This window comes from Rahnella sp. 2050 (assembly GCF_040544515.1).
In the GTDB taxonomy this organism is placed as follows: Bacteria; Pseudomonadota; Gammaproteobacteria; order Enterobacterales; family Enterobacteriaceae; genus Rahnella; species Rahnella aceris.
Window position 1 is genome coordinate 43,131 of sequence record NZ_JBEPKE010000010.1, and the last position, 26,659, is coordinate 69,789.

Genomic DNA, 26,659 nt, shown 5'->3' on the forward strand with positions numbered 1-26,659 from the left:
GTCTGAATAGACCCTTGCTAAAAAACGGCTAAAATCATGGAGAAACCGCACAACTGCCGCATGAATCGCTGTGATCCTGCGGCTTATTTCGTTCCCTTCGCGTTGTTACGGTCTGATAGTGATAAGGATCTGTTCAATATCGCGTCAAAATCAGCGGTGCTGAACAGGTTCTTATTGGCGACCTGAGTGGCCAAAGCCCCCTTCGCCGCGTTCACTGGCGTCAAAATCTTCCACCAGATTGAATTCTGCCTGAACGACAGGCACAAACACCATCTGAGCAATGCGCTCGCCCGGTTCGATAACAAATGTTGTCTGACCACGGTTCCAGACGGACACCATAAGTTGGCCCTGATAATCTGAATCGATAAGGCCAACCAGATTGCCCAGTACAACGCCGTGTTTATGACCCAGACCGGAACGTGGCAAAATCACCGCCGCCAGATTAGCATCACCAATATGGATAGCCAGACCTGTTGGCAGCAGTGTGGTTTCGCCCGGTTTCAGTTCTACAGAAGCATCCAGACAGGCGCGTAAATCCAGACCCGCAGACCCCGGTGTCGCGTAAGCCGGTAAAGGGAAAGTCGAACCGATGCGCGGGTCGAGAATTTTAATGTCGATTTTTTTCATCATAACGGCTGACAATCTCTTCTAATAAACGTTGGCCAAGCAGGGACTTATCGCTGAGTGGTAAGATTTTATCCCCGTCCTGCCAAAAAAGATGCAAGGCATTGGAATCGCTGTTGAAACCTTGCCCGGCAAGTGAAACATCGTTGGCGCAGATCAGATCCAGATTCTTACGGATCCTTTTTTGCCGCGCGTATTCTTCCACATTCTGGGTTTCAGCGGCAAACCCCACGACGTAAGGCCGGTTTTCTGTCATGGCCGCGACGCCAGCGACGATGTCAGGGTTTTTAATCATTTTTACAGTGATTTCATCGCCTTGCTTTTTGATCTTCTCATCAGCAATACGTTCTGCGCGATAATCCGCCACGGCAGCGCAGGAAATAAAAATATGCTGAGAAGTTGCCGAAAGCTGGACGGCTTGCTCCATTTCCAGCGCACTTTCCACATCAATACGATGAACACGGGCAGGCGTCGGTTGCGTCACCGGCCCGGCGATCAGCGTTACTTTGGCACCACGTTCAGCGGCGGCTTTGGCAATGGCAAAACCCATTTTGCCGGAACTGTGATTACTGATGAAGCGGACAGGATCCAGCGGCTCACGGGTGGGGCCTGCGGTCACCATAATATTCAGATGCGCCAGATCCTTGCGCGAAGAGAAATGCGCATTGGCCATATCCACAATCACCAGCGGGTCCAGCATACGTCCCGGGCCAACATCGCCGCAGGCCTGACTGCCGCTGTCCGGCCCCCACAACAATGTGCCCCGTGCTGCCAGGCTTTGCAGGTTTTCTTGCGTGATGGCCGCACGATACATTTGCTGGTTCATCGCAGGAAGTACCGCGACCGGTGCCGCTGTCGCCAGACACACCGTCGTCAACAGATCATTTGCCATGCCAGCATTCATGCGAGCCAGCAAATCCGCTGTGGCAGGCGCGATAATGACTAAATCTGCCCATTTCCCTAACTCGATATGTCCCATTGCCGCTTCGGCCGCCGGATCAAGCAGGTCGTCAGAAACCGGATAGCCAGAAACAGCCTGCAGGCTCAGCGGAGTCACGAAAGATTTCGCCGCTTCTGTCATGACGACGCGAACTTCAGCGCCTCTTTCACGTAAGCGACGTACCAGTTCTGGTGCTTTATAGGCAGCGATACCACCGCTGATACCGAGCACAATATGTTTGCCGGAAAGTCCCGTCATCATCATTGTCCGATTGGTTGAAAGCTGAAAGAAGCGACATTTTAGCATAACGGGGAATGATGACAGCTATTGGCGATGCGTCGAAAGTTGAGGAATAAAAATTCTGCGTAACATCTCGCAAGCTGACATACCGGACGTTATGACAGGGAGAATGCTGTGACACAATCGCCGCAAAAAAGGAGTCAGGATGACGAAACAGCAAAACCAGTGGCCGGGAGTGATGCCACCGCGCGAAAAATTATTGCAGCAAGGGGCAAAAGAGCTGACGGATCAGGAATTGCTGGCGATTTACCTGCGTACAGGATGCCGGGGATTGCATGTGATGGACCTGGCAAAGAATCTGCTGGAAGAGTTCGGTTCATTGCATCAGTTACTGATGGCGGATTTTGACGCCATGGCGCGCACGAAAGGAATGGGGGTTGCCAAGTTTTCGCAACTTGTGGCGGTGTCCGAATTATCCCGCCGCGCTTATCTGCGCCACCTGAGTGCCGAAAATGCGATGCTCAGCCCCAAAGTTATCCGTGAATATTTGCAGAATTTACTCGTTTTTCGGGAAAGAGAGGTGTTCCTGGTACTTTTTCTCGACAACCAGCATCGCGTTATTCGCCATGAGGAGATGTTTGCTGGTACTATTGGGCACGTAGAAGTGTATCCCCGCGAAATTGTTCGTGGTGCGATGAAGGTTAATGCGGCAGCCCTAATTCTGGCGCATAATCACCCATCCGGTCGGGCTGAGCCCAGTCTGATGGACAGAAAAGTAACTGAACAGATTATTCGAGCGTGCCAGTTGCTGGAAATTCGTGTCCTCGACCATTTGGTTGTAGGCCACGGAGAAACGGTATCTTTTGCCGAACGCGGCTGGATTTAACTTCGTTTTTTGAAGATCCTTAGGGATCTTTAGCTGTTCGGGACTTGAGCACTTACGCTACAGAGCGTATACTACGCCACCTTTGAGAATCTTGGGTTTGGCGTTAAGAGCCTATCTCAGCAGGTTTCTGACCTGATGAATTGGTTTTTTACCCGACGACAGTGAGTCGGTTCTCAGTGGAGTTTGCTGAGATGGGCTCTAAAAGCCTGACGAGGCGGCCATACCCTATACGAAGCTCGAGCTGATTTGATTTTTGGAGAATAGACATGTCCCGAGTCTGCCAAGTTACTGGCAAGCGCCCGGTGAGCGGTAACAACCGTTCCCACGCAATGAACGCGACCAAACGCCGTTTTCTGCCGAACCTGCACTCCCACCGTTTTTGGGTTGAGGCTGAGAAGCGCTTTGTAACTCTGCGTGTATCTGCTAAAGGTATGCGTGTTATTGATAAGAAGGGTATTGAGACGGTCTTGGCCGATCTGCGTGCCCGCGGTGAGAAGTATTAAGGAACTGCATCATGGCTAAAGGTGTTCGCGAGAAGATCAAGCTGGTTTCTTCTGCTGGTACTGGTCACTTCTATACCACCACGAAGAACAAGCGTACTAAGCCGGAAAAATTGGAACTGAAGAAATTCGATCCAGTTGTCCGTCAACACGTGATCTATAAAGAAGCTAAAATTAAATAATTTTAGTGGATTGCTAAAACCCGGCTCCGGCCGGGTTTTTTATTGCCTGAATTTCGTGATTTCCATTTAGTGCGACTTTTATTTGCCTGATGTCGGTGTCTGCGACACACTTTGAACACGATTTTGCTCAAGGGGAAATTATGCCGGAATTACCTGAGGTTGAAACCAGCCGCAGAGGGATTGAACCCTATCTGAAAGGTCACACGATACTGCATGCCATTGTGCGTAATCCGCGCCTGCGCTGGCCTGTCTCGGCGGAGATCTTAGCGTTAAGCGATCAGCCGGTTCTGAGTGTGCAGCGTCGGGCGAAATATCTGCTGGTTGAGCTGCAAACCGGATGGATTATCATTCATCTGGGCATGTCCGGCAGTTTGCGGGTATTGCCGGAAGAAACTGAAGCAGGTAAGCATGACCACGTTGATCTGGTGATGGATACCGGCCATGTGCTGCGTTATACCGATCCGCGACGTTTTGGTGCCTGGTTATGGTCTTCTGATCTGGCGGCCAGTAATGTCTTAGCCCATCTGGGGCCGGAACCGCTGAGCGAGGATTTCAACGCAGATTATCTGTTTGAGAAATCCCGTACGAAGAAATCGCCAATCAAACCCTGGCTGATGGATAACAAACTGGTGGTCGGCGTCGGGAATATCTATGCCAGCGAATCCCTTTTTGTTGCCGGTATTTCACCTGACAGACCTGCACATTCGCTCAAACGTGATGAGACGGAATTACTGGTGAGAACCATCAAAGCGGTATTGCTGTGCTCTATTGAACAGGGCGGGACGACGCTGAAAGACTTTCTACAGTCAGATGGGAAGCCAGGATATTTTGCACAAGAACTGCAGGTATACGGCAGAACGGGCGAGCCTTGCCGCGCATGTGGTACGCCCATTGAGAGTAAGAAACACGCTCAGCGCACCACGTTTTTCTGCCCGCGCTGTCAGCGCTAACGCATGATTCAGGCGCTGATTTTTTCCATCAGTGCCTGAGTAATGATTTGCGGCAGGAAAGGCGTGATATCCCCACCGTGGCGGGCGACTTCTTTGACCAGCGAAGAAGAAATAAACGACCATTCTTTTGAGGGCATCATGAACACGCTTTCCAGCGTTGGCAGCAAATGTCGGTTCATGTTCGCCAGTTGCATCTCATATTCAAAATCAGACACCGCACGTAATCCCCGTACCAGCACGTTTGCGCCCTGATTTTTGGCGAAATTCGCCATCAAATCGCTGAAACCAATGACTTCAACATTATCCAGATGGGATGTGACCTGGGTCGCCAGTGCCACGCGTTCATCCAGCGAAAACATCGGTTTTTTGCTCGGGCTGGCCGCAATCGCAAGAATGACCTGGTCGAACATCAGCGCCGCACGGGTGACGATATCGAGATGCCCGTTGGTCATCGGGTCGAACGTACCGGGATAAATTGCCTTAGTGCTCATGACGGCTCACTTTTGCAGTTGGTGGCTGAGTGCCCACAGGGCGGCATATTTATTGAACGTATATTGTGCATTGACGCCTGCCAGGATCAACCCCTGCTTTCCATCCATAAAACCGGCCCGCAGGATCCAGGTTTTGACGAATGCGCCCAGCGTATGCGAAAGAATTGAGGAAAAACTGCAACGGCGGCCTTGCTGATGGCGTTGCTCTGCCCATGCCTGCGCATAGCTGAGTTGTTTACGCTGGAAGGCGAAAAGGTCGCGACAGGTGAGATGCAGCAGGTCACCTTGCAAAGCAACGACAGTCGCATTGCCTGTGTTCAGTGATTCATGCACCAGATCGTCGTTGTAGCAGAATGTAGCAGGGTACAGGCGGTTGACCCGATCAGGATACCAGCCGCTGTGGCGCATGAATTTTCCGAGGAACAGATTACTGCGTCCGAGGCTATAAACGGTATTTTCCTGCGGGCAATTCAGCACGGTTTCAATCGACTGGCGTAATTCAGGGGTGACACGCTCGTCGGCATCGATCATCAAAATGTAGTCACCGGTGGCATGACTTTGCGCCAGCTGGCGCTGTTTGCCAAAACCCGGCCACTCTGTGTTCTGGAATACTTTAGCGCCGAAGTGGCGGGCAACATCCTGCGTCGCATCGTTGCTGCCGGAATCGAGCAGAATTATTTCATCTGCCCAGTCTACTGACTTAAGGCATTCCGGCAATAAATCCGCCTCATTACGGGCAATCAGCACGACGGATAAACGTTTTTTATCAGCCATTAATGACTCCGGATGGGCAGATAAGGCTCCAGTAAATGCAGCAGGCGCTGTAACGCCCCCTGATTTTGATGCAGAACTTCAACGGCATGGCGACCGTAATACAAACGGTAGTCTTCATCGGTCAACAGTGTAGAAATTTCTTTCACCAGCGATGCAGTATCAGTGACCGTGATCAGACCGTCGTCCTGAGCCAGCTTGGCGCAGATGTCTTTGAAATTGAAGGTATGGGGTCCCATCAGCACCGGAATTGCGTGGGCTGCCGCTTCCAGGGGATTATGGCCTCCGCGATCGACCAGACTGCCACCGACAAACGCCAGGTCAGCAATGCCATACAGCAACATTAATTCGCCCATCGTATCGCCGATCACGACCTGAGTGGCCGAAGAAGGAACTTCCCCTGAGCTGCGCTGAATGAAAGAGAGGCCAGCTTTGCGCGTCAGCTCACAAGCTACCGGGAAACGTTCAGGATGGCGCGGCACCAGAATAAGCAGCAAGTTCGGATGCGCTTTCAGCAGCTCTTTGTGCGCCTCCAGCAGTAAAGTTTCTTCGCCTTCATGCGTACTGGTAGCGATCCACACCTGACGGCGTGATGCCCACTGGCTGCGCAGTGCAATGGCTTTTGCCGCGAGCTCGGGGGTGACCGAGATATCGAACTTCAGGCTACCGGTCACCGCAAGCTGGTTGCGTTTGAGTCCTAAAGATAAGAAGCGTTCACCATCTTCCTGATTCTGTGCGGCGATCAGTGTAATGCGTTGCAAAATGGTACGGATGAATTTGCCTAGCTTCTGGTATCCCTTCGCTGAGCGGGCAGAAAGACGGGCATTGGCGATAACCAGTGGAATTTTGCGACGATGCAATGCACTGATAAGGTTCGGCCAAAGCTCGGTTTCCATAATGATTACCAGCTTGGGGTTAACCTCATCCAGGAAACGATTTACGGATCCGGCCAGATCATAAGGCAGATAGACGTGGTGCACACCCTTGCCAAAAGCGGACTGAACACGCTCTGAGCCTGTCGGTGTCATGGTGGTGACGGTAATTGGCAGAGAAGGATAACGGTGGCGTAATGCGCGGACTAAAGGGATCGCTGCCAGCGTTTCTCCAACGGAAACGGAATGCAGCATAATGCCGCCGGAGACAACCTTTCCTTTGCAGAAGCCATAACGTTCAGCCCAGCGTTTACGATAGGCGGGCGACTTGCGGCTGCGCAAAAGTAAACGGATCCAAATCAATGGCTGAATTAAATATATGATTATATTATAAAAAATATTCATCTTTTATCAGGCGTTGCATAAGGGAAAGTCAATTTCATAGAGCGAAAATAGTCCCGGCGGATAGATGGGCACATGTTATCAGATAAGTGTGATCGACTCATCATGTCAGCGCCTGCGTCCTCAGACCAGTAACGAGTGATAAAGTGTAACCAACTGTTTTGAAAGGTTTTTAGGGCTGTAAGGTAAAATCCGGTCTCTTGCCGCATTTCCCATCTGGTCATTTTCCTGACGGGAAGGAATTTTATTGACGTATTCGCTAAGTCTTATCACATCCAGGGCATCGCAAACGAAGCCTTCGCGCCCCTGCAGAATAAACTCTGCGCCACCACAGGTTTCGCTGGTGATAACGGGCAATCCGCAGGCCATGGCTTCAAGAATCACGTTCGGGAACGGGTCGTATAATGTCGGCAGAATCATGCCATCAGCCGCATGGTAATAAGGGAGTACATTGTTTTGTACCCCGACAAAGCGGACCCGGTCGGCGCACCCTGATTGCTGAGCCAGCGACGCATATTTTTTCTGGTCTTTATCTTGTCCGACGACAATGAGGTAGCGATCGCCACAAGCGATCGCTTCAATGGCAGGCTTCAGCCCTTTGCGTTCAAAACCTGAACCTACGTAAATCAGTGCCACGGCCTGCGCAGGAATTGAAAGCATTTCACGCGCAGCAAGGCGCTGTGCATCTGTCGCCGGTACGAATTTTTGGGAATCAATGGCGTTATAGATCACTTCAAAACGGCTCTCATCAACTCCGTAACAGCGGATGATATCCCGTTTTACCATCTCAGAATTGCAGATGATTTTTTTCAATGCCGGGGAGTGGAACATCTCTTCTTCGGCTTGCAGGACATAGCGGTGGTAGGGGCTGATTTTTGTAAGAAAACGCTGAAGAGGGGAAATGACACGCGCCCGTTGTTCCAGCCAGACACGATGTGCACCATCGCCGGCCCGGAAAATGTCGCAACCCGGAATACGTTCGTGGCTTTGCACTATGTCGAAATGTTCCTGTTTCCAACATTGTTGCGCAGCAGCGGCAAAACCCTTCTCACGTGAAACACGGCCATACTTTGCCGGATTACACAGGTGAATTTTCCATTGCGGATTTGGCTTGCCTTCCCACTGGCGGGTAATAATATTCAGATCAATATTTTGGTCATCCAGTGCCTCCAGGGCGCGGGAAATAAAACGTTCCGCGCCGCCATCCGGGCGATATTTTTGTCTGACAATCGCTAAACGGATGTTTTTCCCACTGGCGGCATTAGTCATGCAGATAACTCCTGGCTGCATCAATCACATCACTGACAGGGATTGCATGCAGATAACGTTGTTGAGTTTTCGTATCGATCGAATCGGGTGCGGGTAGCGGCGCGTAGTCCCCCGCCCAGAGAGTGGTATTATTTTTGCCCCATGGACGCCAGTGCTGCATTTTCGTCGGGCCGAATAAGGCGACGCAAGGCGTATTAAGCGCTGCGGCCATATGCATCGGCGCAGAATCCACCCCAATAAAGAGTTTTGCACCGTCAATCATTGCAGCCAGTTGGGTCAGTGATAACTGACCGGCGACAGAGATCACCTGCGGATTGTGCGTGAGATCCTGGATTTTGCTCACCATATCCAGCTCTTTCTTATCCGGGCCGGAGGTCATCACGATCGTCAGGCCGGTTTCAGCAAGTCCATCAATCACATTGGCGAATTTGTCATCATCCCAGCATTTGAACGTCCAGCGGGAGGTTGGCTGAATCACAATATATTCGCCGGACACCTGATTTTTCAGAAGTAATTGCTGACAAAATGACTTGTCACTTTCTGAATAATGCATTGATGTCAGAGCGTTATCGGTGGAAATACCAAGCGGTGACAAAATCGACATATTCTGTTCGACAGTATGCAAAATGCTGTGATTTTCGGTCGTCACTAACTGCGTATGACCTGCCCGCCAGAAAGCAGAACGTCGTTTTTTATAGTCGAATCCTAAACGAACTTTCGCGCCACTAAATCGGGAAATCAAAGCACTGCGCCATTGATCGGCAAGATTAATCACCAGATCATAATGTCGGTCGCGGACAGCTTTGAGTAACTGATATTCCTGTTGTAACTGATAGCGGACACCTTGTTTTTTCCATGTTCTGTCAATGACATGGATATGAGATAGCGCTGGATGTTCACTGAGAATAGGGCGAGTTTCTTTATACAGAAGCACATCAATTTCAGCATCGGGGTAATGCTCGCGTAGCCTGTTTATCACCGGCGTGGTCAGCACCATATCTCCATGATGACGGAGTTTCACCAGAAGAATTCTTTGGGGTCTGAACGCTGCGTATTTGGCTTCTGAATTAGGCATTCTATTATCTGATAGTAGAATATAGTGAGTTGATTTTAGGTGAAGAATCGTATGCTGTGAAGTTATTTATCTTCCTGATATAGAAAGATAAATAACTTCATTTATGAAATAGTTAGATTCCACTTAAACGAATAAAGGAATCGTCTCTTTCTGAAACAACTTAACCGAGTTTTTTACGCAGGTTATGGAGACGATACAGCCACAGTAACAGTTGCCACCATTGTTTCGGTCCGCGTGCGTTACGCAGCATTATCCTGCGTGTGCCGGAGGTGTAAATATCGTCGATCATGGCTTTCTGAGCGGCCTGAACAGGCTCGCGGCGAACAGAATGACAAACCGTCAGGGCTTCCCGGGTGACCTGTCTCGGAAACTCTGCATAGATTTTTACCTGGCCTTTATATCGCTCATTTAATTCATCAAGCATTTTGGCAATTTTCAGGTAATGCCGTTGATATTCAACGTTTTTCATTCCGGTTCTTTTTTGATTACTGATTGACTGACCATGAATGTAATAGCGATAAAGCACCTCTTGGGTGTATTTCACGCGGCGTGCGTTGAACATGAATTCGGTTGTCCAGGGAATATCCTGATGATGCAGGCCGGGTTCAAAATACAGATGATGCTTTTTAATAAGTTCCAGACGATAGACACCTAACCACACTACGTGCAAATAACGGTTTGTTGCCAGCGCCATTTTAAGCCAGTGCGGGCCATCCAGCACGGCAGTCGACGTTAAACGATCGGTGGGGATGATGGGTTTAACTTTTTCTGAGCCGACAAAATAACGTTCACCATTGCATTGTGCGACATCCAGATCATCCTGTTCACACAGTTCAATCAGCGTTTGGTACATGTTCGGATAGAGTATGTCATCGGCATCCGGAAAAGTGACGTACTGACCTTTGGCGATATCCAGGCCAGCATTACGCGCACGCGATACGCCGCCGTTAGCCTGATGAATGACGCGAATATGCGGGTATTTCTCAGCATATTCTTGCGCAACGCACTCGGAACCGTCTGTCGAACCATCATTGACGATAATGATCTCGAAGTTTGTCAGCGTCTGGGCGACGAGCGAATCCATAAAGTTTCGGAACATTTCCCCTGCGTTATACAGAGGGATAATCGCGCTGAGCTTAATGTTGTCGGATGTCGTTGTAAGGGGCATATCACACAATTTCCACTGATAAGGAGGGCAATCAACCGGGCCGGTGTAAGTTTCACAGCCCGGAAAAAATCATTGTTTTTCTATCGCGGGATGTGGCCTCATCCTGAGCATCATCAGGTAGGCAAATACCAGCACAATAAAATACGGTGATTCGCGATTGTAAAACTGGGTATCACCCATGCTGAAGTAAATTACCGGGACCGACAGTAATAAAAATTCGTAACCTTTGGGCACCAGCCTGAAGGGATAGAGCAATAATACGGCGAAGAAAAGTACCATAATCAATGCGCCTAAAATTCCCTGTAATGACATTGTATCGATAATATCATTGTGCAAATGGAACTGAAGATTGCGTAACGCTTCCGGGTTTCCGCCTTCATGCTCATCGATGAACGTGGTGGCAAGTGCATTGCGGCTGTCGGCGGACTGACCAAACGGGTGATGTTTGAAAGCATCCACTCCGGCTCGCCACATTGAGAAACGCGCACCGACTGAAGTATTACGCTCCCCGTCATTGTAAGAGGTAACCTCGTTTTGGAGATTATCGAAGCGGGTGAGGACTTTATTGTAATAAGGATGACCAGAAGTCACTGCGGCAATAATTAAGACCGCAATGGCAAAACCGTAGATGATTTTAGACGTATGCGAGCTTTTGGTGAAATCGTAAATAATGCTGCCTGCACTAATAAGTATAAAGAGTATTATTGCAGAGCGGGTTTCTGTGGCAGCGAGAACCGCAAAAGTTAGCGTCATCACAATCAGACAAATGAGCCTGTAATGCTTTAACGCATGATATTTAAGACTGTACATCACCAGCAAAGAAAAAATAGTAAATGTATAGGCGCCGGAAGTCGGAGCGTCAGAATTTATTTTCATTCTTTCGCCTGTCTTTAAATAAACAATGATTCGTATGACGGATATAACGATAAAAAGAATCGTCATAATAGCTATCCCCGTGCGCACTGTCAGTGCAGGGATTTTCCATTTGTGAATGTTATGTTCAATGGCATACAGAATAAATGAAGCTAATATGAGTCTCTTACCGCTAATTTGGTAATGATAGGCAATGAGCGGATATTGATGGTTTACGGTGAGCATAACCCAAAGCAACTTGCTGATACCCAGAAGTAGAATTGTGCAGGCAACCGGGTAGAATTTAATTTTCTTATCAACACGCAGGGTGACGTAGATGAAATACAGGACAGCAATATACGTTGCGATATAAAAGAAATTCCGGGTTATTTCACCAGAGTACATAAAGAAAGAAATGGAAATGGTAATCAATAAGAATAGTAAAGATGCAAGTTTATCGTCAAAAGACGATTTTTTTATCTGTGCCATCAGATTACTTTTCATAAAGAGCTTTTCCTGAAAATCTTATTATTCATATATTTGGTCATCCAGCGCAAGCTGGTCAGGTAGCGACCCTTATGCCAGAGTGCCTGGGCATAGCGTTTCATCTCTTTATAGGAAACCGGCACGTCATGTGGGACTGCGTGCCATGGGGATTGCGCATAATATTGATCATAAATATCGGCCAGTTCTCCCATTCCCCAAAGGTGCCAGGGTTTACATTTACCCGTATAATGAATCAGGATGGTATCTTTCGGGATATCAACTCTCTTTCCCACTTTATTTAAAATGATGTCACACACAAAATTATATCTTTTAGGAAGCAGCAGAACTTCCTGTTCCAGGACAATATTAAGTGCGTCCTGGTCAGGGAATTTAAATTCACTTTCCTGAAGGCTAAGTGTCCGGATGATCCGCTCAGTTGTATTTTTCTCAAGCCATTGAGGGATATTGATGTATAAGAATCCTGAGTTGAAATAATTTCCCTTTGTCAGACTTAACTGTGAACAAAGTTTATTTCTTGCCCGTTGCGTATCATTGACGGCTGCCAGCGTATAAGGGCTGATATCCATCTCGCTCAGTTCTTTATAACTGCCTAAACATAATGTGTCCGCGTCAAGGTAGAGTAATTTTGATGTGACGCCAGAAAGGATGTAGGGAGTGAATAACCGATAATAAATAGCCTGAGGATAGCGCCCCATCAGCGGTAAAGCAGTGAACGCAGATTCTTTAAAAACGTAACAGGTGATGGCCAGCGGATGATTTGCCGCCAGCTCAAGCAGCCGGGATTTTGATATTTCATCGAGCGCACTGCCAAATATATGAATATGAAAAGCTAAGTCAGGATTGTTTTTCAGAACAGAAAAGACAGTGACCCCCATACCACGGGCATAGGCATTATTTATTCCGAATGCGATATGGACCACAGGGAGTGATGAATCCCCTAAATTATTCACGAGCTCTTCTTTATGCTCGAGATAGCTCATATATTCATGGTCAGACATAGTGTTGTACCTGACTTGTTTTGCTTATAACAAATGAACGTATTTTCTCCAGTTGAGCATCACTGAGTGAAAAAAGTTCTTCAGCACTGTGCCGGAATTGATAAGGTGCTGAGAAAATAAAAGATTCAGGCGCGAGTTTTTTATCTTCAGGCGTCAGGATGAGTGGCGCATAGGTTGGATGCTGCTCGGTTAAGTCACAAGGACCCGCTAAACATACCACTGGGATATTCACCGCATCTGCGATATACACGTTTCCAGAATCTGAGGCGATATACATATCCATCTGAGAAATGGCATGTGGGACTTCATGCAATTTTAGCTTACCGATCAGGTTAATGATGTTTTCGCGAGCACTGAGTTTTTCCAGCAACTGATCAAGGTATTTCTGCTCATTCTCCGGGCCAAAAACATAAAACTGACAAGGAAGGCCAGCCAGGGTATTAAGGATTTTAATCCATACCGCTGTCGGAATTGTTTTAGCTTTATTGCCTGCCGAAATGCTGATACCAATTTTGACCTGCTTGCTTGCCGCCAGCTCCGGCAAGGTTTTTTCAGGTATCCACAAGGGAAGGGTGGCATGTTTAGTATAGCTTTCTGCACTGAGGCTGGGGTCTGCCAGCTTAAGATAACTTTCCAGCGTAAAATCGGTTTTCTGATGCAAACGAACAACGTCGGCCGTCTGATAAAAAATTCCGTGATACCACTTGCGGGTATAAGCGATCAGAAAGGCTTTATGCTTCGCATTACAGAAGGCGGCATAGAAACCGTTAACGCTGTTAGGTTGCAGCAGATAAATATTGTCGTAGCGGTTGAGCAGGCGAAAGGCGAGACCAATTTTACTGACTAAAGATTTTTTGTAATCTTCAATGAGATAAATAGAATTGATCGTCGAATCGTGTGCAGCCAAAGGCAAAACCGTTTTACTGATCAAGACATCTGATTTTTTTAAATGCTTCAGTAAAGGCGTGATATTGACGAAATCACCAATTTTGGCGGTTTGTATGACCAGATTTCGCCCTTTGCCCTGATGAAAAGGCTTCATCAGCATTTTGAACGGCCACAGCAAGATGAAAATAATCACGTAGCTCATGGTCGGTTCATTTCCTCTTTCGCAGCGGTCAGATCACTCAGACGCTCAAAGACGGTTTTGGCTGGTAAGTTTTCCAGTGAATTGTTCTCGGCTTTGAGGATAAACTGATTCTTTCCATACCCGCCAATCAATCCCGGATCGGTCGGTCCGTAAAGCGTGATATTTGGACGATCCAGCGCGGCAGTCAGATGGCTCAGCCCCGTATCAACAGAAATGACCGCTTTCGCACCGGCTAAAACCTCAGCAACTTTTTCCAGACTCAACTTGGGCAACACCTCGACATAAGGGAAACCTTCCGCCAGACGCAATGCGCGCTGATGTTCATGGTCTGCCCCCCACGGAAGTTTGATGCGGATATCTTGCCCGCCGAACATGCTGATCAGCTCACGCCAGTGTTCTTCCGGCCAATGTTTATCGGCGCGGGTGGTGGCATGAAGAAACACCAGATACCGGCCCGCGTCGGCAGGAAGATGGGAGAGGAAACGTGCCGCAATAGCATAATCTCCCTGGCCTGATGGCTTTTCATAGCCCAGGCTTTTCGCAAACAATTCCCGGGTACGCTCTACCGCGTGCTGCTTTTTATCGATTTCATGACGCTGATTGTAGAACCAGCTGGCGAATGGTTCACGGGCACTTTTACAATCCTGACCGTGTTTTTCACCTTTGGCGACACGGGTGATCAGTGCCGCGCTTTTAATCAGACCCTGAGCATCAATGATCGCATCATAGGTTTGAGACTGAACTTCGCGTTTGAAGTCGCAGCGTTGCTGACGGGTTTCAGAGCCGAACCAGTTTTTACGCCAGCGGCGGATGGCGACAGGTATCACGCGATCAACGGCAGGATGCCAGCCGGGGATCTGGCTAAATCCTTCTTCCACGACCCAGTCAAAGCGGATCCCGGCAATGGCCTGCATAGCATCCGTCAACGCCGGAAGGGTATGCAGAACGTCGCCCATGGACGACGTTTTGACAATGAGAACCCGCATTAAAGCTCCTTCCTTGCGCTCAGCAACTGGGTGAGTTCCTGATAAACTTGTCCGGGTTGAATATCAATTAAACTTTGGTGATAGCCTTCTTCAGCATCGCCTTTACGGACTTTATGATAGCCAGTGATCAGACGTATAACTTTTGCCTGATGGCTGAGGGGCGGTGTGAAGTCCGGGCTGCTGGGCCCGTAAAGTGCTATCAGCGGTTTATCCAGCGCGGCGGCAACGTGCATCAGGCCTGAATCATTACTGACGACCGCATGACAGGCGGCAATCATCACCACCGCCTGATCCAATGAGGTTTTCCCCGCCAGATTGAGACAGAAAGGTTGCGCGTTTTCTGTCAGTGCCAGGCGGATTTGTTCACCTGCTGCGTTATCTTTTGCAGAGCCAAAGAGCACCACCTGATAGCCTTCGCTGATCAGTTTTTCAGCCAACACCGCGTAGTGATAATGAGGCCAGCGCTTTGCCGGACCAAACTCTGCGCCAGGGCAGAAACCAATCAGCGGCCGGGTGTTATCCACAGAGAATGAGGTTTTAACCGCGGTGACTTCAGCGTCGCCGACCTCTAATTTAGGCCAGAGAATGGGTTGTGGAAGATCAGCGGCAGTTTTGATTTGCCGGGCATCGTAGCCCAGAGCAGCATAACGCTGAACCATCAGTGGAAAAGCGGGTTTATCCAGCACCCGCAAATCATTGAGCAGACCATAGCGCATTTCGCCACGCCAGCCGGTGCGTTGCGGAATACGGGCAAAGAAAGGAACCAGCGCCGATTTAAACGAGTTAGGCAGAACGAATGCACGCTGATATTTCTCATTGCGCAATGAAATACCCAGACGACGACGTTCGCCCAATTCCAGCGCACCGTGGCCCAGCGGCATGGCCAGCGCCTGATGTACTTCCGGCATGCGATCAAGTAAAGGACGGCACCATGCAGGTGCCATCACGTCAATCTGAGCGTCGGGGTGCGCAGCTTTCAGGGTGCGATAAAGACTTTGTGACATCATCATGTCACCGACCCATGACGGCCCAATTACCAGTATTTTCATACCGTTAATCCATTCCTCAATGTGCAGGGCTTAAACTGTGCGGTTAAGCCAGCTCATGTATTCCGTAACACCTTCGGCAACCGTTTTGAACGGTTTGTCGTAACCGGCGTTACGCAGGGCTGTCATGTCGGCCTGTGTGAAGGACTGGTAACGGCCTTTGAGTTTTTCCGGGAATGGAATGTATTCGATATCGCCCGACTTGTGGTATGCCACGACAGCATCTGCCACAGCCTGGAAGGATTCCGAACGTCCGGTACCGCAGTTAAAAATGCCCGAAACACCGTTTTGCCAGAACCACAGGTTCACGGCTGCCACATCACCCACGTAGATAAAATCGCGTTTGAAGCCTTCGCTGCCCGAGAACAGTTTTGGGTTCTCCCCGGCCTTGATCTGATTATTCAGATGGAACGCTACGCTCGCCATGCTGCCTTTATGGCCTTCACGCGGTCCGTAAACGTTGAAATAACGGAAACCACAAATTTGAGATTCAGCGTGCGGCAGAATTTCGCGAACATACTGGTCAAACAGGAACTTAGAGTAACCATAGACGTTCAGCGGTTGCTCGTATTTACGCTCTTCAACAAAGCTGGTGCTCTGGCTACCATAAGTGGCTGCGGAAGACGCATAAAGGAAGGGAATGCTGCGATCTAAACAATAATGCAGGACATCTTTAGAGTACTGATAGTTGTTATCCATCATGTACTTGCCGTCCCACTCGGTAGTGGAAGAGCATGCGCCTTCGTGGAAAATGGCGTCGATATCACCCAGATCGTCGCCAGCCACGATACTGGCGATAAAATCTTCTTTGTCGCAATAATCCGCAATATCCAGATCCACCAGATTGACGAACTTGGTGCCATCTTTCAGATTATCCACCACCAGAATATCGCGGTATCCCATATCATTGAGCGATTTAATAATATTGCTGCCGATAAAACCAGCGCCGCCAGTGACGATTATCATGGGATTCACCTTTAATCATTTGAAGAACTGCGCACCATGCACAGCCTGTATATTGGGTAATATCATAACACTTCATTATGAAGCTCACATTGGGAAGGTGTCCGATAACAGGGATTCTTATGTTTCAGAGCGTAAGGCGTGAACTATGCTGCAAAACAAAGATATTGTGAGCACTTCCATCGTTATTTTATATGCAGATTAGTAAGGTATTCCGTGAATGAGTCATTTCAGGAGAATACTGTATGTCTGTTTCGTTTTATCGCCAGCTGGAAGATCAGCTGGAGCAGGCCCGGGTTGAAGGGCTGTTTAAAGAAGAACGCATTCTCACCACGCCCCAGCAGGCTGAAGTCTCCGTCGCTGGCGGCCGTCCGGTCATCAATTTTTGCGCCAACAACTACCTTGGCCTGGCGAATCATCCCGAACTGATCCGTGCTGCAAAAGCCGGTCTCGACAGCCACGGTTTCGGCATGGCTTCGGTCCGCTTTATCTGCGGCACACAAGATACGCACAAAGAACTTGAACATCGTCTGGCTGACTTTCTCGGTATGGACGATGCGATCCTCTATTCCTCCTGCTTTGATGCCAACGGTGGGTTATTTGAAACACTGCTGGGTGAAGAAGACGCCATCATTTCGGATGCGCTGAATCATGCCTCAATAATCGATGGTGTTCGCTTATGCAAAGCGAAACGCTATCGGTATGCCAACAACGATATGTCTGAACTGGAAACCCGTTTGCAGCAGGCAAAAGATGAGGGTGCCCGTCATATTCTGGTGGCAACTGACGGCGTATTTTCAATGGATGGCGTGATAGCCAACCTGAAGGGCGTGTGCGACCTGGCCGAACGGTTCGACGCGCTGGTGATGGTCGATGATTCCCATGCGGTAGGTTTTGTCGGTGCCGAAGGGCGGGGAACGCACGAATATTGCGATGTGATGGGGCGCGTGGACATCATCACTGGCACGCTTGGCAAAGCGCTGGGCGGGGCTTCCGGCGGTTATACCGCTGCGCGTCAGGAAGTGATCGACTGGTTGCGTCAGCGTTCGCGGCCCTATCTCTTCTCTAATTCCCTGGCACCGTCGATTGTTTCTGCCTCCCTGAAAGTGCTTTCCATGCTCGAAGAAGGCAGCGAACTGCGTGAGCGTTTGCTCAGCAATTCAAAATTGTTCCGCGAGAAAATGACCGCCGCGGGTTTCACGCTGGCGGGGGCTGATCACGCCATTATCCCGGTGATGCTTGGCGAGGCTCGTCTGGCTCAGGAGTTTGCGTCGCTTTTGCAGCAGGAAGGGATTTACGTCACCGGCTTCTTTTACCCGGTGGTGCCTCAGGGGCAGGCGCGCATCCGTACTCAAATGTCAGCAGCGCACAGCACGGAACAAATCGAAAAGGCCGTTGAAGCCTTCACCCGTATTGGCAAAAAACTTGGCGTGATCGCCTGAGGAATGTCGATGAAAGCTTTAGCAAAACTCAAACGTGAAGAAGGCATCTGGATGACGGATGTGGCCGTGCCGGAATTAGGGCACAACGATTTGCTGATCAAAATCCGTAAAACCGCCATTTGCGGAACCGATGTGCACATCTACAACTGGGACGAATGGTCACAAAAAACCATTCCCGTACCAATGGTGGTCGGACACGAATATGTCGGCGAAGTGGTGGGCATCGGGCAGGAAGTTAAAGGTTTCAGTATCGGTGACCGGGTGTCGGGCGAGGGGCATATTACCTGCGGACACTGCCGTAATTGCCGGGGAGGACGTACGCATTTGTGCCGCAACGCACAGGGCGTGGGGGTAAACCGTCCGGGCGCTTTTGCTGAGTATCTGGTATTACCTGCTTTTAATGCGTTTAAAATCCCAGACAATATTTCTGATGATCTGGCTGCCATTTTTGATCCCTTTGGTAATGCTGTGCATACCGCATTGTCGTTTGATCTGGTCGGCGAGGATGTTCTGATCAGCGGTGCCGGGCCGATTGGCATCATGGCGGCAGCCATCTGCAAACATGTTGGTGCCCGCCATGTGGTGATCACGGATATGAACGAATACCGTCTGGAACTCGCGCGCAAAATGGGTGTGACGCGGGCGGTGAATGTCAGCCAGCAAAGCTTGCAGAATGTGATGGATGAGCTGGGCATGACGGAAGGGTTTGACGTCGGGCTGGAAATGTCAGGTGCACCTGCGGCATTTCGCAGCATGCTTAACGCCATGAATCATGGCGGCCGGATTGCGATGCTGGGCATTCCATCGACCGAGATGGCAATCGACTGGAATCAGGTGATTTTCAAAGGACTGTTTATTAAAGGGATTTACGGAAGGGAAATGTTCGAAACCTGGTACAAAATGGCCGCCCTGATCCAGTCAGGATTAGATCTTACACCTCTGATTACGCACCATTTTCCGATTGATGAATTCCAGAAAGGGTTTGATGCGATGCGCTCCGGGCATTCCGGCAAAGTGATACTTAACTGGTAATCTGGCGCTCTGAAAATGCAAAAGCCCGCTGAAAATAGCGGGCTTTTGCTGATAGCGGGCGCAGTCTTTACGCCGCAGGACCGGCCATTTGTTTCTCGTCATCCGTCAGATAACGCACTTTACGGGTGTAATCCTGACCTTTGAATAACAGTTCATTATCCGGTGAAGCCAGATACTTTTGCCATTCTGTCAGCGGGAAGCCGCCATGAGCGCCGATCACTTCTTTAGGGATAACCGACGGTGTGCCGCCAATTTTTTTCGATACCGGCCAGTTCATCCAGTCGCCCAGATTGACGCTTTTGATGTCCAGCGTATCCAGCATGGCCGCCAGAGGCAGTTGATCTGTCGGGGGCTGGTTGTCTGGCAGAATGTTCCATGTATCGATGAAAAACATAATCCACAGCGGGCACAAACGCTCCCAGGTTTTACGCGTGGCGGCTAAAAAAGCGCCGTTCACGTGATCGACAATATAAGGACGCACGCTGTTTTTGTAATACGCCGGGATGATCTCAGGATCACAACCGTCCAGTTTGGCAATCATCTTGCCCTGACGGAAACTTGAATAAATATGATTTTCATGTAACTGAATTTCCGGCATTTTAAGCAAATTAAGATCGGAATCGATCATCAAAATACCGTCAGTTCTGGCCTGCAAAGGCGCCATCAGTTTGATCAGGCGGCTGAGATAAATTTGTTTATAACGATAATCACCGGATTTGGTTTCAGGGTGAAGCGTGACGATCCGGACTTTCTCCGGTAACGGGCGAAACTGGCTGGCAGCCTGATCGGTAACAATCACGATTTCCTGTAATGCGGTCGCAAATTTATCGGCAAACTCTGCACACAGACAAGCTTCTTCAATATAGTCAGCCCCCGCGGAAGGGATCACCACAGACGTCACGCTGTTCTTTGGTTTTCCTGCCATGACGGTCCCGTCATACGGCAAATTATGGCGTGAAAGAATGTGACGATATTTTGGATTTAGAAATTTGAACATATTCAGCCTTGTTTCTTTTTCACACTGCTTAAAACGGTTTCAACGCCTGAGACATATTTTTCAATTGCAAATTTTTCGCGAACAGTCAGATTTGCCTGCTCTGCAATTTCATTTCTCAGATGGGCATTGAGATACAGTGTTTTCATATGATTAAAGAGCATATCAATATCGCCATACTCAAATAACATGCCGGTTTCTGCATTTTTAATCAGTTCGGCTGTACCGGTGACATTCGAACCAATCACCGGCGTTTTCAGCAGCATGGATTCCAACACGACCCGCGGAAGCCCTTCACTTTTTGAGCCTAATATAAAGGCATCAAACGCGGACAGATATTCCAGCGCATTGCTCTGGAAGCCTGTAAATACCACTTTATCCATCATATTCAGAGCCGAAGTTTGCTGAATGAGACGGCGTAAATTCGGGCCTTCACCCACAAACACCATTTTCCATTTGGCTTCCGGAAATGCGCGATTAAATTTGTCTAGTGCCAGTAATGTGAAGTGATGAGCTTTGCGGTTAATCAGAGAACCTATACTGCCAAAGATGAACGTGTCGTTGTCGGCTGCTAATTCTTCCCGGATTTTTGTGCCTTCGGGCAATGGCTGATGGATATCAATGCCATTAAAAACGGTAAAACATAACTCTTTGCGTACACCACGTTTGAGCAGTTGTTCCTGAACGCCTTGAGAAACAGAGATAATGCTGTGGCAGAACCGGTTAACGATGCGCACAACCTCCCGGTTGAGCACCGGTTCAATGCGACAATGCTGTACGATTTCTGTGGGTAAACCGGCAGTAGAATAATAGCCTTCGACGTTAGAGCTGGGCTGATTATTCATATAGAGAATGTCAAACTGACCGAGTTCAAGCAGGGAGTGAATTTTGCGGATATTGGGATTAATACGCCAGATTTTGTCGATAGAGTAAATGGCTTTCTGACGCAAATTACTGCTAAAGAAAAACAGCGTTCTTAATACTTCTTTAGCTATTTTCGCCCAGGCAGGTTGCTTAACCTGCGGAATAAAAAATACCGGTACATTCAGTGAGTTTAAAATCTGACTGATAGTTTCGCCGTTGTCCCGGGCGTAATCGTTGTAAAAGCAGCAGCTGATTTCAAATTTTTCACGATCGATTCTTTTCAGCAGTTCTAACATGCTGTTAGTCCCGCCTCCCCATTCCTTGCCACTATCCAGTAGCAGAATTTTAGATCGATCTTGTCCCATCGGTTAGCGCCCTTGCTCAGTCCGGTCAAAAAAATATACAGCGCCCATTATATGAGGCAAAACCCAGAAGCTCTACTTTTTAGTTTGGCTATGAAATCAATTGATATCAATAAGTTAGTTGGTGATGCCAAATATATGCGTACCACCAATATAATCAGGAAACCGCCAATGAGTGCGATTTCTACTTTTTAGTAAAAGTTGTTATCACAGAATACTGCCGTTCAACAAATGCCGCAGCGGGTGAAGATTTCAGGCTTTCCCCGAGAATTTTAAACATGCTGTCGGCATAAATCTGCGGGAGAGGTTGCCTGAGGTGGCAGACGCTGATGCCTTTACGTGATGATTTTACGAGCGCAATCGTGACCTTACCGGCGGGTATGCTGCGCTGGGGTTCGTTCAGCAGATCACTTGGCCTGACCAGAACGATATCGGAAGGTAGATTCGGCAACATTTGCTGCAGCACTTTCACTGTCGTCGGATGCGGGTGTCCTATCGCGATGGCATATCCATTCTTGCGTGCGAGCTGAATTGCGCGTTCAAACTGACGGCGGATTTCCGCTTCATTCTGCACATCATCTAAAAAGACATTGCGCTTAATGACTTTCACCCGGGTGCCCTGAGCCGCTTTGACTGACTGAGTGTTACCAATGGTCATGCTGTCGAGGAAAAACAGGTTGTGGGCATTCATTGCCTGCATGACATTTTCCATCCCGGTCAGGCTGGAGGTCATAGCACTACCCATATGGTTATTGATGCCAATCGCGTAAGGGATATTGCTGATCGCCTGATCGACAATACGTTTCACTTCTGCGGCGCTCATGGAGGGTGTCAGCGTGTCTTTTTCCAGCGGTTGCTTACTAAGTGGCGCCATCGGCAGATGGATCAGAATTTCACGCCCCTGCTGGTGAGCCTTGTTCATCATCATCTGCGAATCGGGTGCGTTGGGAAAAATCGCGACCGATACCGCTTTTGGCATCTGAAGTACCTGGTTTTCCTCATGCTGGCGATAACCAAAGTCATCGATCAGGATGGATAATTTCGCTGCCTGAACCTGACAAGCAAAAAACGCAGTACCACAAAGGGCAGCTAAAACGGACTTGTTATATCGCAATGCTATCTTCCCAACCACGGCTGTGGATTAACGGCCTGGCCCTGACGACGAATTTCAAAATACAGCGATGGCTGGCCTTGTCCGCCGCTGTTCCCAACTTTAGCAATGGCCTGGCCCGTTCTGACCTGGTCGCCTACGCTGACCAGTGCATCCTGGTTGTAACCGTACAGACTCATATCGCCTTTGCCGTGATCGATAACCACAACCAAACCGTATCCCTGTAACCAGTCCGCCAGAATGACGCGTCCGTCAGCAATCGCCCGGACATCACTGCCTTCTCTTGCTGAGATAACAATCCCTTTCCAGCGTAGTTCACCCTGCAGCTGTTCGCCGAAGCGATGTATCAACGAACCATTAACAGGCCACATATTTTGACCTGATGGTCTGCCCAGACCGCCGGTACGGGCCATCAGAGATTGCTCGCTTTGGGTCGGTTTGTAGGTGGAACCGGATTTCTTCGCCTGCTGTTCTTTCGCTCTGACTGCCGCAGCTTCGCGGGCTTCTTTTTCTGCGCGTGCTTTGGCAGCACGTTCGGCAGCGGCAATTTTGTTTTGCAGGCTGGATTCGTTAGCGCGCAGTTCGGTCAGGCTCTGCTCATCTTTTTGCAATGAAGACTCCAGTGCCGTGAGCGTTTGCTTACGGGCGGCACGAGCCTGTTCGAGTTTCTGCTGCTGGGTTTGTTGTTCACTCAGCAGGCTTTTTTGCTGGGTTTGTTTCGATTGCAAAGAAACACGCTGTTCAGCCAGCGTGGCTCGGGTCTGTTTCAGGTCCTCAATGGTTTTCTGTCGCGCTTCATTCAGATAACCAAAATAAGCCAGGATCCTCTCGCTGCGTGCGCTCTCTTCGCTGCTCAGCAGTAATTGCAGGCCTTTATGCTGCCCGATCCGGAATGCGGCATCGAGCTGCTTTGCCAGAATAGCTTCCTGCGTCTTTTGCTGTTTTTGCAATTTATCAATGGACGCATTCAGCCCGGAAATGTCTTTTCCCAACGTGGCGAGGGTTGACTGAGTGCTGCGTAACTGACTGCTGGCTGAGGCGATGGTTTTTTCCTGCGCCTGCAATTGCTGCAATAACGTGCCGCGTTGCTGTTTCTGCTGTTTTACGCTTTTCTCTTTTTCCGCGATGTTTTGCTGAATGGTTTTGAGCTGATCTTTATTGTCGTCAGCATGCACACTCACAGAAAGAGACAGCAGGGAAACGCAAAGTAGTAAGGCTGGAGATGGGAAGGCAGATACGGCCTTGTCCTGAGCGGAAAGGCGGGTTCTCATCAGGCTGAAATGATTGAATTTGCTCAAACTTTTTTCCGCTTGTCGACCGTGGATGATAGACAATATGGCTGTCCCTTTTCGTATCGTAACACTAATCAACCCGCTGATGCACAAACAAAAAAGGCGTACCAACGGGTGTCAGTACGCCTTTTTTGACGGTTTTTAACAGAAATTAACGCGCGATAAACAGCGGCTTGCCGCTCATTTCCGGCGGAATTTCCATGCCCATCAGTGAAAGCATAGTTGGCGCGATATCAGATAATTTACCGCCTTCAACCGCTTGTGCATTTCCGCCGATATAAATCAGCGGAACCGGCAGGCTGGTGTGTGCAGTGTGTGCCTGACCGGTCGCCGGGTCACGCATTTGTTCTGCATTACCGTGGTCGGCGGTAATCAGCAACTGACCACCCACGGCTTTCACTGCGTCCACAACCTGAGCAACACATTTATCGAGTGCTTCAACGGCACTCACTGCTGCGTCGTAAACGCCGGTATGACCGACCATGTCGCCATTCGGATAGTTACAAATGATGGTGTCGTACTTACCACTGCTGATTGCGCCGAGCAGCTTTTCCGTCAGTTCAGCAGAGCTCATTTCCGGTTGCAGGTCATAAGTCGCCACGTTTGGTGATTTCACCAGAATACGGTCTTCGCCTTCAAACGAATCTTCCATGCCCCCGTTAAAGAAGAAGGTGACATGGGCATATTTCTCAGTTTCGGAAATACGCAACTGCGTTTTGCCGTGCGCCATCAGCCATTCACCCAGCGTGTTTTTCAGTGATGCCGGTGGATAGGCGCAGGCTGCGTTGATGTCTGCAGCATATTCGGTCAGCATGATGAAATCGCCGAAGTTGATGACTTTTTCGCGGGCAAAACCATCGAAATCCGGACTGATAAAGGCGCGGGTGATTTCGCGGGCCCGGTCTGCGCGGAAGTTCATGAAGACCAGTGCATCGCCGTCATTGATGGCCGCGGATTCTTCACCAGCTGCCTGCAATACGGTTGGCTTCACGAATTCATCATTTTCATCACGGGCATAAGCGGCCTGCAGACCAGCCAGCGCATTATCGGCAGTAAATGCGCCTTTTGCCTGTGACATCAAATCATAGGCCAGTTGCACGCGATCCCAGCGGTTATCGCGATCCATGGCGTAATAACGGCCCACGATTGACGCAATACGACCCGTACCGATTTGTGCGAATTTCTCTGAGAAGCGTTTCAGCGCCGCTTCAGCGCTGCGTGGTGGTGTATCGCGACCATCCAGGAAGGCATGCAGATAAATGGCTTTCGCGCCACGGCGTTGCGCCAGTTCGACCATCGCCATGATGTGGTCTTCGTGGCTGTGAACGCCGCCCGCAGACAACAGTCCCATAATGTGAACCGCTTTGCCTGCGGCGATTGCGCGATCAACAGCGCCAGTCAGTACGCTATTATTAAAGAAGTCGCCTTCTTTAATTTCTTTGTCCAGACGGGTGAGATCCTGATACACGATGCGGCCGGCACCTAAATTGACATGGCCTACTTCGGAGTTTCCCATCTGACCATCAGGCAGACCGACGTCCAGCCCGGATGCGGCGATAAGGGTATGCGGGTGAGTGGCCCACAGATTATCCATGACGGGGGTTTTGGCATTCAGAATTGCGTTATCTTGTTGTTCTTCACGATGCCCGTAGCCATCCAGAATCACCAGAACCATCGGTTTTTTGTTGCTCGACATGTCAATTGACCTCAGTTTAAAAGATGAAATGCTCAATAGGCTCGCCAGTTGCAACGGCATGAACAGGCGCGGCTAAATGCACTCAGGCGGGCTGATTTTACCCCAGCGCCGTGTGTGAATAGCCCGAGGAGATCAAAGATGAGGCGGGGTGAGGGTTAACTTTCGGCATAAAGCCGTGTTAATTTTCCAGGATGTGCCGCAGATTGTGGCATTCACCCGCGCTTACTGGCTGTATTTGCTCCGACGCGCAGGTATACTCTGAAGCCTTGAATTTTCCCCCAACTGACGGGAGTTGCTACACCCCATGCAAGATATTATGCCATTCATCAGTGCGCATCCGGTTCTCAGCCTGGCGTGGGTTGCGTTACTGATTGCAGTAATTGTGACCACCTTTAAAACACGTTTTTCTAAAGTGAAAGAGATCACCCGTGGCGAAGCAACCCGCCTGATTAACAAAGAAGATGCCATCGTTGTCGATGTTCGCGCGCGTGAAGAATTCCGCAAAGGCCACATCGCTGAATCACAGAATGTGTTGTCTGCTGACATCAAGAACAACAACCTGGGTGAGCTGACCAAACATAAAGCACAGCCTGTTATCGTGGTTTGTGCCACAGGACAAACTTCCCGCACTGCGGCTGAAGGCCTTATTGCTGCTGGTTTTGAGCGTGTGTTTACACTCAAAGAAGGTATCAGCGGCTGGAGCAGTGAAAACCTGCCTTTAGTGCGCGGTAAATAAGACATTAAGCCAACTGCTACGGCACTCAATTTTACGACTCTGAGGTGGAACCCATGGCAAAAATTGAAATCTACACCAAGGCAACCTGCCCTTATTGCCATCGTGCGAAAGCTCTGCTTAATAGCAAAGGAGCTTCATTCGATGAAATCGCTATCGACGGCGATGCAGATAAACGTGAAAAAATGATCGCCCGCAGCGGTCGTTCAACCGTTCCTCAGATCTTTATCGACGGGCAGCATGTCGGCGGTTGTGATGATTTACATGCACTTGATGCACGCGGTGGCCTTGACCCAATGCTGGGTTAATAAAGGCGGCGGC

Annotated in this window: 27 protein-coding genes; 8 read left to right on the forward strand and 19 right to left on the reverse strand. The window is 49.3% G+C overall.

What is annotated here, in order from left to right; genetic code table 11:
• Positions 1 to 171 precede the first annotated feature (171 nt).
• Together dut and coaBC are read right to left on the reverse strand one after the other, a co-directional pair.
• Positions 172 to 630: a dUTP diphosphatase gene (gene dut, locus ABIC79_RS23345; protein ID WP_013577627.1), complete on the reverse strand. Its 459-nt coding sequence runs from the start codon at positions 628 to 630 to the stop codon at positions 172 to 174.
• Positions 608 to 1,825: a bifunctional phosphopantothenoylcysteine decarboxylase/phosphopantothenate--cysteine ligase CoaBC gene (coaBC, locus tag ABIC79_RS23350; protein WP_166861441.1), complete on the reverse strand. Its 1,218-nt coding sequence runs from the start codon at positions 1,823 to 1,825 to the stop codon at positions 608 to 610. The genes dut and coaBC overlap by 23 nt, the downstream gene beginning before the upstream one ends.
• Before the next feature lie 184 nt (positions 1,826 to 2,009).
• Between coaBC and radC the strand changes: the two genes are divergently transcribed.
• From radC to mutM, 4 genes are all read left to right on the forward strand, one after another.
• On the forward strand, positions 2,010 to 2,690 hold the full coding sequence (radC, locus tag ABIC79_RS23355) for a RadC family protein (RefSeq protein WP_013577625.1): 681 nt from the start codon (positions 2,010 to 2,012) through the stop codon (positions 2,688 to 2,690).
• A gap of 266 nt (positions 2,691 to 2,956) precedes the next feature.
• The gene (gene rpmB, locus ABIC79_RS23360) at positions 2,957 to 3,193 is read left to right on the forward strand and encodes a 50S ribosomal protein L28 (RefSeq protein ID WP_004931195.1); all 237 of its coding nucleotides are present in this window, start codon (positions 2,957 to 2,959) and stop codon (positions 3,191 to 3,193) included.
• Between the two features lie 11 nt (positions 3,194 to 3,204).
• Positions 3,205 to 3,372 (forward strand): 50S ribosomal protein L33, encoded by a 168-nt coding sequence (gene rpmG, locus ABIC79_RS23365; RefSeq protein WP_004392084.1) that lies wholly within the window; start codon positions 3,205 to 3,207, stop codon positions 3,370 to 3,372.
• Between the two features lie 140 nt (positions 3,373 to 3,512).
• Positions 3,513 to 4,322, forward strand: coding sequence for a bifunctional DNA-formamidopyrimidine glycosylase/DNA-(apurinic or apyrimidinic site) lyase (gene mutM, locus ABIC79_RS23370; RefSeq protein ID WP_354568646.1), 810 nt, complete (start codon positions 3,513 to 3,515; stop codon positions 4,320 to 4,322).
• Between the two features lie 8 nt (positions 4,323 to 4,330).
• Here the strand turns inward: mutM and coaD are convergent, their stop codons facing one another.
• From coaD to rfaD, 12 genes are all read right to left on the reverse strand, one after another.
• Positions 4,331 to 4,813, reverse strand: coding sequence for a pantetheine-phosphate adenylyltransferase (gene coaD / locus ABIC79_RS23375; protein ID WP_013577623.1), 483 nt, complete (start codon positions 4,811 to 4,813; stop codon positions 4,331 to 4,333).
• A gap of 6 nt (positions 4,814 to 4,819) precedes the next feature.
• Positions 4,820 to 5,587, reverse strand: coding sequence for a glycosyltransferase family 2 protein (locus ABIC79_RS23380; RefSeq protein ID WP_037035350.1), 768 nt, complete (start codon positions 5,585 to 5,587; stop codon positions 4,820 to 4,822).
• Positions 5,587 to 6,861 carry a lipid IV(A) 3-deoxy-D-manno-octulosonic acid transferase gene (gene waaA, locus ABIC79_RS23385; RefSeq protein WP_013577621.1) on the reverse strand — a complete coding sequence of 425 codons (1,275 nt, stop codon included), beginning with the start codon at positions 6,859 to 6,861 and terminating at the stop codon, positions 5,587 to 5,589. Before waaA ends, ABIC79_RS23380 begins: the two co-directional genes overlap by 1 nt.
• Before the next feature lie 120 nt (positions 6,862 to 6,981).
• Complete coding sequence (locus ABIC79_RS23390) at positions 6,982 to 8,127, reverse strand: glycosyltransferase family 4 protein (protein ID WP_354568649.1); 1,146 nt, start codon at positions 8,125 to 8,127, stop codon at positions 6,982 to 6,984.
• Positions 8,120 to 9,202, reverse strand: a complete 1,083-nt coding sequence (rfaQ, locus tag ABIC79_RS23395) for a putative lipopolysaccharide heptosyltransferase III (protein WP_013577619.1) — start codon at positions 9,200 to 9,202, stop codon at positions 8,120 to 8,122. The genes ABIC79_RS23390 and rfaQ overlap by 8 nt, the downstream gene beginning before the upstream one ends.
• Positions 9,203 to 9,362: 160 nt before the next feature.
• Complete coding sequence (locus tag ABIC79_RS23400) at positions 9,363 to 10,370, reverse strand: glycosyltransferase (RefSeq protein ID WP_314523525.1); 1,008 nt, start codon at positions 10,368 to 10,370, stop codon at positions 9,363 to 9,365.
• Positions 10,371 to 10,439: 69 nt separating this feature from the next.
• Positions 10,440 to 11,726 carry an O-antigen ligase family protein gene (locus ABIC79_RS23405; protein WP_112197350.1) on the reverse strand — a complete coding sequence of 429 codons (1,287 nt, stop codon included), beginning with the start codon at positions 11,724 to 11,726 and terminating at the stop codon, positions 10,440 to 10,442.
• Entirely contained in the window at positions 11,723 to 12,727 is a 1,005-nt protein-coding gene (locus tag ABIC79_RS23410) for a glycosyltransferase family 8 protein (RefSeq protein ID WP_112152578.1), read from the reverse strand. Before ABIC79_RS23410 ends, ABIC79_RS23405 begins: the two co-directional genes overlap by 4 nt.
• The gene (locus ABIC79_RS23415) at positions 12,720 to 13,817 is read right to left on the reverse strand and encodes a glycosyltransferase family 9 protein (protein WP_354568653.1); all 1,098 of its coding nucleotides are present in this window, start codon (positions 13,815 to 13,817) and stop codon (positions 12,720 to 12,722) included. The genes ABIC79_RS23410 and ABIC79_RS23415 overlap by 8 nt, the downstream gene beginning before the upstream one ends.
• Positions 13,814 to 14,803: a lipopolysaccharide heptosyltransferase RfaC gene (gene rfaC, locus ABIC79_RS23420; protein WP_112152577.1), complete on the reverse strand. Its 990-nt coding sequence runs from the start codon at positions 14,801 to 14,803 to the stop codon at positions 13,814 to 13,816. The genes ABIC79_RS23415 and rfaC overlap by 4 nt, the downstream gene beginning before the upstream one ends.
• On the reverse strand, positions 14,803 to 15,852 hold the full coding sequence (rfaF, locus tag ABIC79_RS23425; protein WP_112152576.1) for an ADP-heptose--LPS heptosyltransferase RfaF: 1,050 nt from the start codon (positions 15,850 to 15,852) through the stop codon (positions 14,803 to 14,805). Before rfaF ends, rfaC begins: the two co-directional genes overlap by 1 nt.
• Positions 15,853 to 15,882: 30 nt before the next feature.
• Complete coding sequence (rfaD, locus tag ABIC79_RS23430; protein WP_013577612.1) at positions 15,883 to 16,815, reverse strand: ADP-glyceromanno-heptose 6-epimerase; 933 nt, start codon at positions 16,813 to 16,815, stop codon at positions 15,883 to 15,885.
• 242 nt (positions 16,816 to 17,057) lie between these two features.
• Between rfaD and kbl the strand changes: the two genes are divergently transcribed.
• Both kbl and tdh read left to right on the forward strand, forming a co-directional pair.
• Positions 17,058 to 18,254: a glycine C-acetyltransferase gene (kbl, locus tag ABIC79_RS23435; protein ID WP_013577611.1), complete on the forward strand. Its 1,197-nt coding sequence runs from the start codon at positions 17,058 to 17,060 to the stop codon at positions 18,252 to 18,254.
• A gap of 9 nt (positions 18,255 to 18,263) precedes the next feature.
• Positions 18,264 to 19,286: an L-threonine 3-dehydrogenase gene (gene tdh / locus ABIC79_RS23440; RefSeq protein ID WP_013577610.1), complete on the forward strand. Its 1,023-nt coding sequence runs from the start codon at positions 18,264 to 18,266 to the stop codon at positions 19,284 to 19,286.
• A 67-nt stretch (positions 19,287 to 19,353) separates the two neighbouring features.
• On the opposite strand, the gene ABIC79_RS23445 is transcribed toward tdh, so the two are convergent.
• The 5 genes from ABIC79_RS23445 to gpmM all read right to left on the reverse strand — a co-directional run bounded on the left by ABIC79_RS23445 (position 19,354) and on the right by gpmM (position 25,605).
• Positions 19,354 to 20,283, reverse strand: coding sequence for a hypothetical protein (locus tag ABIC79_RS23445; protein WP_013577609.1), 930 nt, complete (start codon positions 20,281 to 20,283; stop codon positions 19,354 to 19,356).
• A 2-nt stretch (positions 20,284 to 20,285) separates the two neighbouring features.
• Positions 20,286 to 21,509: a glycosyltransferase gene (locus tag ABIC79_RS23450; protein WP_037035334.1), complete on the reverse strand. Its 1,224-nt coding sequence runs from the start codon at positions 21,507 to 21,509 to the stop codon at positions 20,286 to 20,288.
• Between the two features lie 181 nt (positions 21,510 to 21,690).
• A complete protein-coding gene (locus ABIC79_RS23455; protein WP_112152575.1) occupies positions 21,691 to 22,620 on the reverse strand; it encodes a divergent polysaccharide deacetylase family protein in 930 nt (309 codons plus the stop codon).
• A 2-nt stretch (positions 22,621 to 22,622) separates the two neighbouring features.
• A complete protein-coding gene (gene envC / locus ABIC79_RS23460; protein WP_015690600.1) occupies positions 22,623 to 23,915 on the reverse strand; it encodes a murein hydrolase activator EnvC in 1,293 nt (430 codons plus the stop codon).
• A 145-nt stretch (positions 23,916 to 24,060) separates the two neighbouring features.
• A complete protein-coding gene (gpmM, locus tag ABIC79_RS23465) occupies positions 24,061 to 25,605 on the reverse strand; it encodes a 2,3-bisphosphoglycerate-independent phosphoglycerate mutase (protein WP_013577605.1) in 1,545 nt (514 codons plus the stop codon).
• 304 nt (positions 25,606 to 25,909) lie between these two features.
• Between gpmM and ABIC79_RS23470 the strand changes: the two genes are divergently transcribed.
• Together ABIC79_RS23470 and grxC are read left to right on the forward strand one after the other, a co-directional pair.
• Positions 25,910 to 26,341 carry a rhodanese-like domain-containing protein gene (locus ABIC79_RS23470; RefSeq protein WP_013577604.1) on the forward strand — a complete coding sequence of 144 codons (432 nt, stop codon included), beginning with the start codon at positions 25,910 to 25,912 and terminating at the stop codon, positions 26,339 to 26,341.
• 53 nt (positions 26,342 to 26,394) lie between these two features.
• Positions 26,395 to 26,646, forward strand: coding sequence for a glutaredoxin 3 (gene grxC, locus ABIC79_RS23475; protein WP_013577603.1), 252 nt, complete (start codon positions 26,395 to 26,397; stop codon positions 26,644 to 26,646).
• Positions 26,647 to 26,659: the final 13 nt, after the last annotated feature.

What these genes read in the sequence shown, in the direction of transcription:
- dut (WP_013577627.1), bottom strand. Translation starts at nt 630, where the DNA reads ATGATGAAAAAAATCGACATTAAAATTCTCGACCCGCGCATCGGTTCG.
- coaBC (WP_166861441.1), bottom strand. Translation starts at nt 1,825, where the DNA reads ATGATGACGGGACTTTCCGGCAAACATATTGTGCTCGGTATCAGCGGT.
- radC (WP_013577625.1), top strand. Translation starts at nt 2,010, where the DNA reads ATGACGAAACAGCAAAACCAGTGGCCGGGAGTGATGCCACCGCGCGAA.
- rpmB (WP_004931195.1), top strand. Translation starts at nt 2,957, where the DNA reads ATGTCCCGAGTCTGCCAAGTTACTGGCAAGCGCCCGGTGAGCGGTAAC.
- rpmG (WP_004392084.1), top strand. Translation starts at nt 3,205, where the DNA reads ATGGCTAAAGGTGTTCGCGAGAAGATCAAGCTGGTTTCTTCTGCTGGT.
- mutM (WP_354568646.1), top strand. Translation starts at nt 3,513, where the DNA reads ATGCCGGAATTACCTGAGGTTGAAACCAGCCGCAGAGGGATTGAACCC.
- coaD (WP_013577623.1), bottom strand. Translation starts at nt 4,813, where the DNA reads ATGAGCACTAAGGCAATTTATCCCGGTACGTTCGACCCGATGACCAAC.
- ABIC79_RS23380 (WP_037035350.1), bottom strand. Translation starts at nt 5,587, where the DNA reads ATGGCTGATAAAAAACGTTTATCCGTCGTGCTGATTGCCCGTAATGAG.
- waaA (WP_013577621.1), bottom strand. Translation starts at nt 6,861, where the DNA reads ATGAATATTTTTTATAATATAATCATATATTTAATTCAGCCATTGATT.
- ABIC79_RS23390 (WP_354568649.1), bottom strand. Translation starts at nt 8,127, where the DNA reads ATGACTAATGCCGCCAGTGGGAAAAACATCCGTTTAGCGATTGTCAGA.
- rfaQ (WP_013577619.1), bottom strand. Translation starts at nt 9,202, where the DNA reads ATGCCTAATTCAGAAGCCAAATACGCAGCGTTCAGACCCCAAAGAATT.
- ABIC79_RS23400 (WP_314523525.1), bottom strand. Translation starts at nt 10,370, where the DNA reads ATGCCCCTTACAACGACATCCGACAACATTAAGCTCAGCGCGATTATC.
- ABIC79_RS23405 (WP_112197350.1), bottom strand. Translation starts at nt 11,726, where the DNA reads ATGAAAAGTAATCTGATGGCACAGATAAAAAAATCGTCTTTTGACGAT.
- ABIC79_RS23410 (WP_112152578.1), bottom strand. Translation starts at nt 12,727, where the DNA reads ATGTCTGACCATGAATATATGAGCTATCTCGAGCATAAAGAAGAGCTC.
- ABIC79_RS23415 (WP_354568653.1), bottom strand. Translation starts at nt 13,817, where the DNA reads ATGAGCTACGTGATTATTTTCATCTTGCTGTGGCCGTTCAAAATGCTG.
- rfaC (WP_112152577.1), bottom strand. Translation starts at nt 14,803, where the DNA reads ATGCGGGTTCTCATTGTCAAAACGTCGTCCATGGGCGACGTTCTGCAT.
- rfaF (WP_112152576.1), bottom strand. Translation starts at nt 15,852, where the DNA reads ATGAAAATACTGGTAATTGGGCCGTCATGGGTCGGTGACATGATGATG.
- rfaD (WP_013577612.1), bottom strand. Translation starts at nt 16,815, where the DNA reads ATGATAATCGTCACTGGCGGCGCTGGTTTTATCGGCAGCAATATTATT.
- kbl (WP_013577611.1), top strand. Translation starts at nt 17,058, where the DNA reads ATGTCTGTTTCGTTTTATCGCCAGCTGGAAGATCAGCTGGAGCAGGCC.
- tdh (WP_013577610.1), top strand. Translation starts at nt 18,264, where the DNA reads ATGAAAGCTTTAGCAAAACTCAAACGTGAAGAAGGCATCTGGATGACG.
- ABIC79_RS23445 (WP_013577609.1), bottom strand. Translation starts at nt 20,283, where the DNA reads ATGTTCAAATTTCTAAATCCAAAATATCGTCACATTCTTTCACGCCAT.
- ABIC79_RS23450 (WP_037035334.1), bottom strand. Translation starts at nt 21,509, where the DNA reads ATGGGACAAGATCGATCTAAAATTCTGCTACTGGATAGTGGCAAGGAA.
- gpmM (WP_013577605.1), bottom strand. Translation starts at nt 25,605, where the DNA reads ATGTCGAGCAACAAAAAACCGATGGTTCTGGTGATTCTGGATGGCTAC.
- ABIC79_RS23470 (WP_013577604.1), top strand. Translation starts at nt 25,910, where the DNA reads ATGCAAGATATTATGCCATTCATCAGTGCGCATCCGGTTCTCAGCCTG.
- grxC (WP_013577603.1), top strand. Translation starts at nt 26,395, where the DNA reads ATGGCAAAAATTGAAATCTACACCAAGGCAACCTGCCCTTATTGCCAT.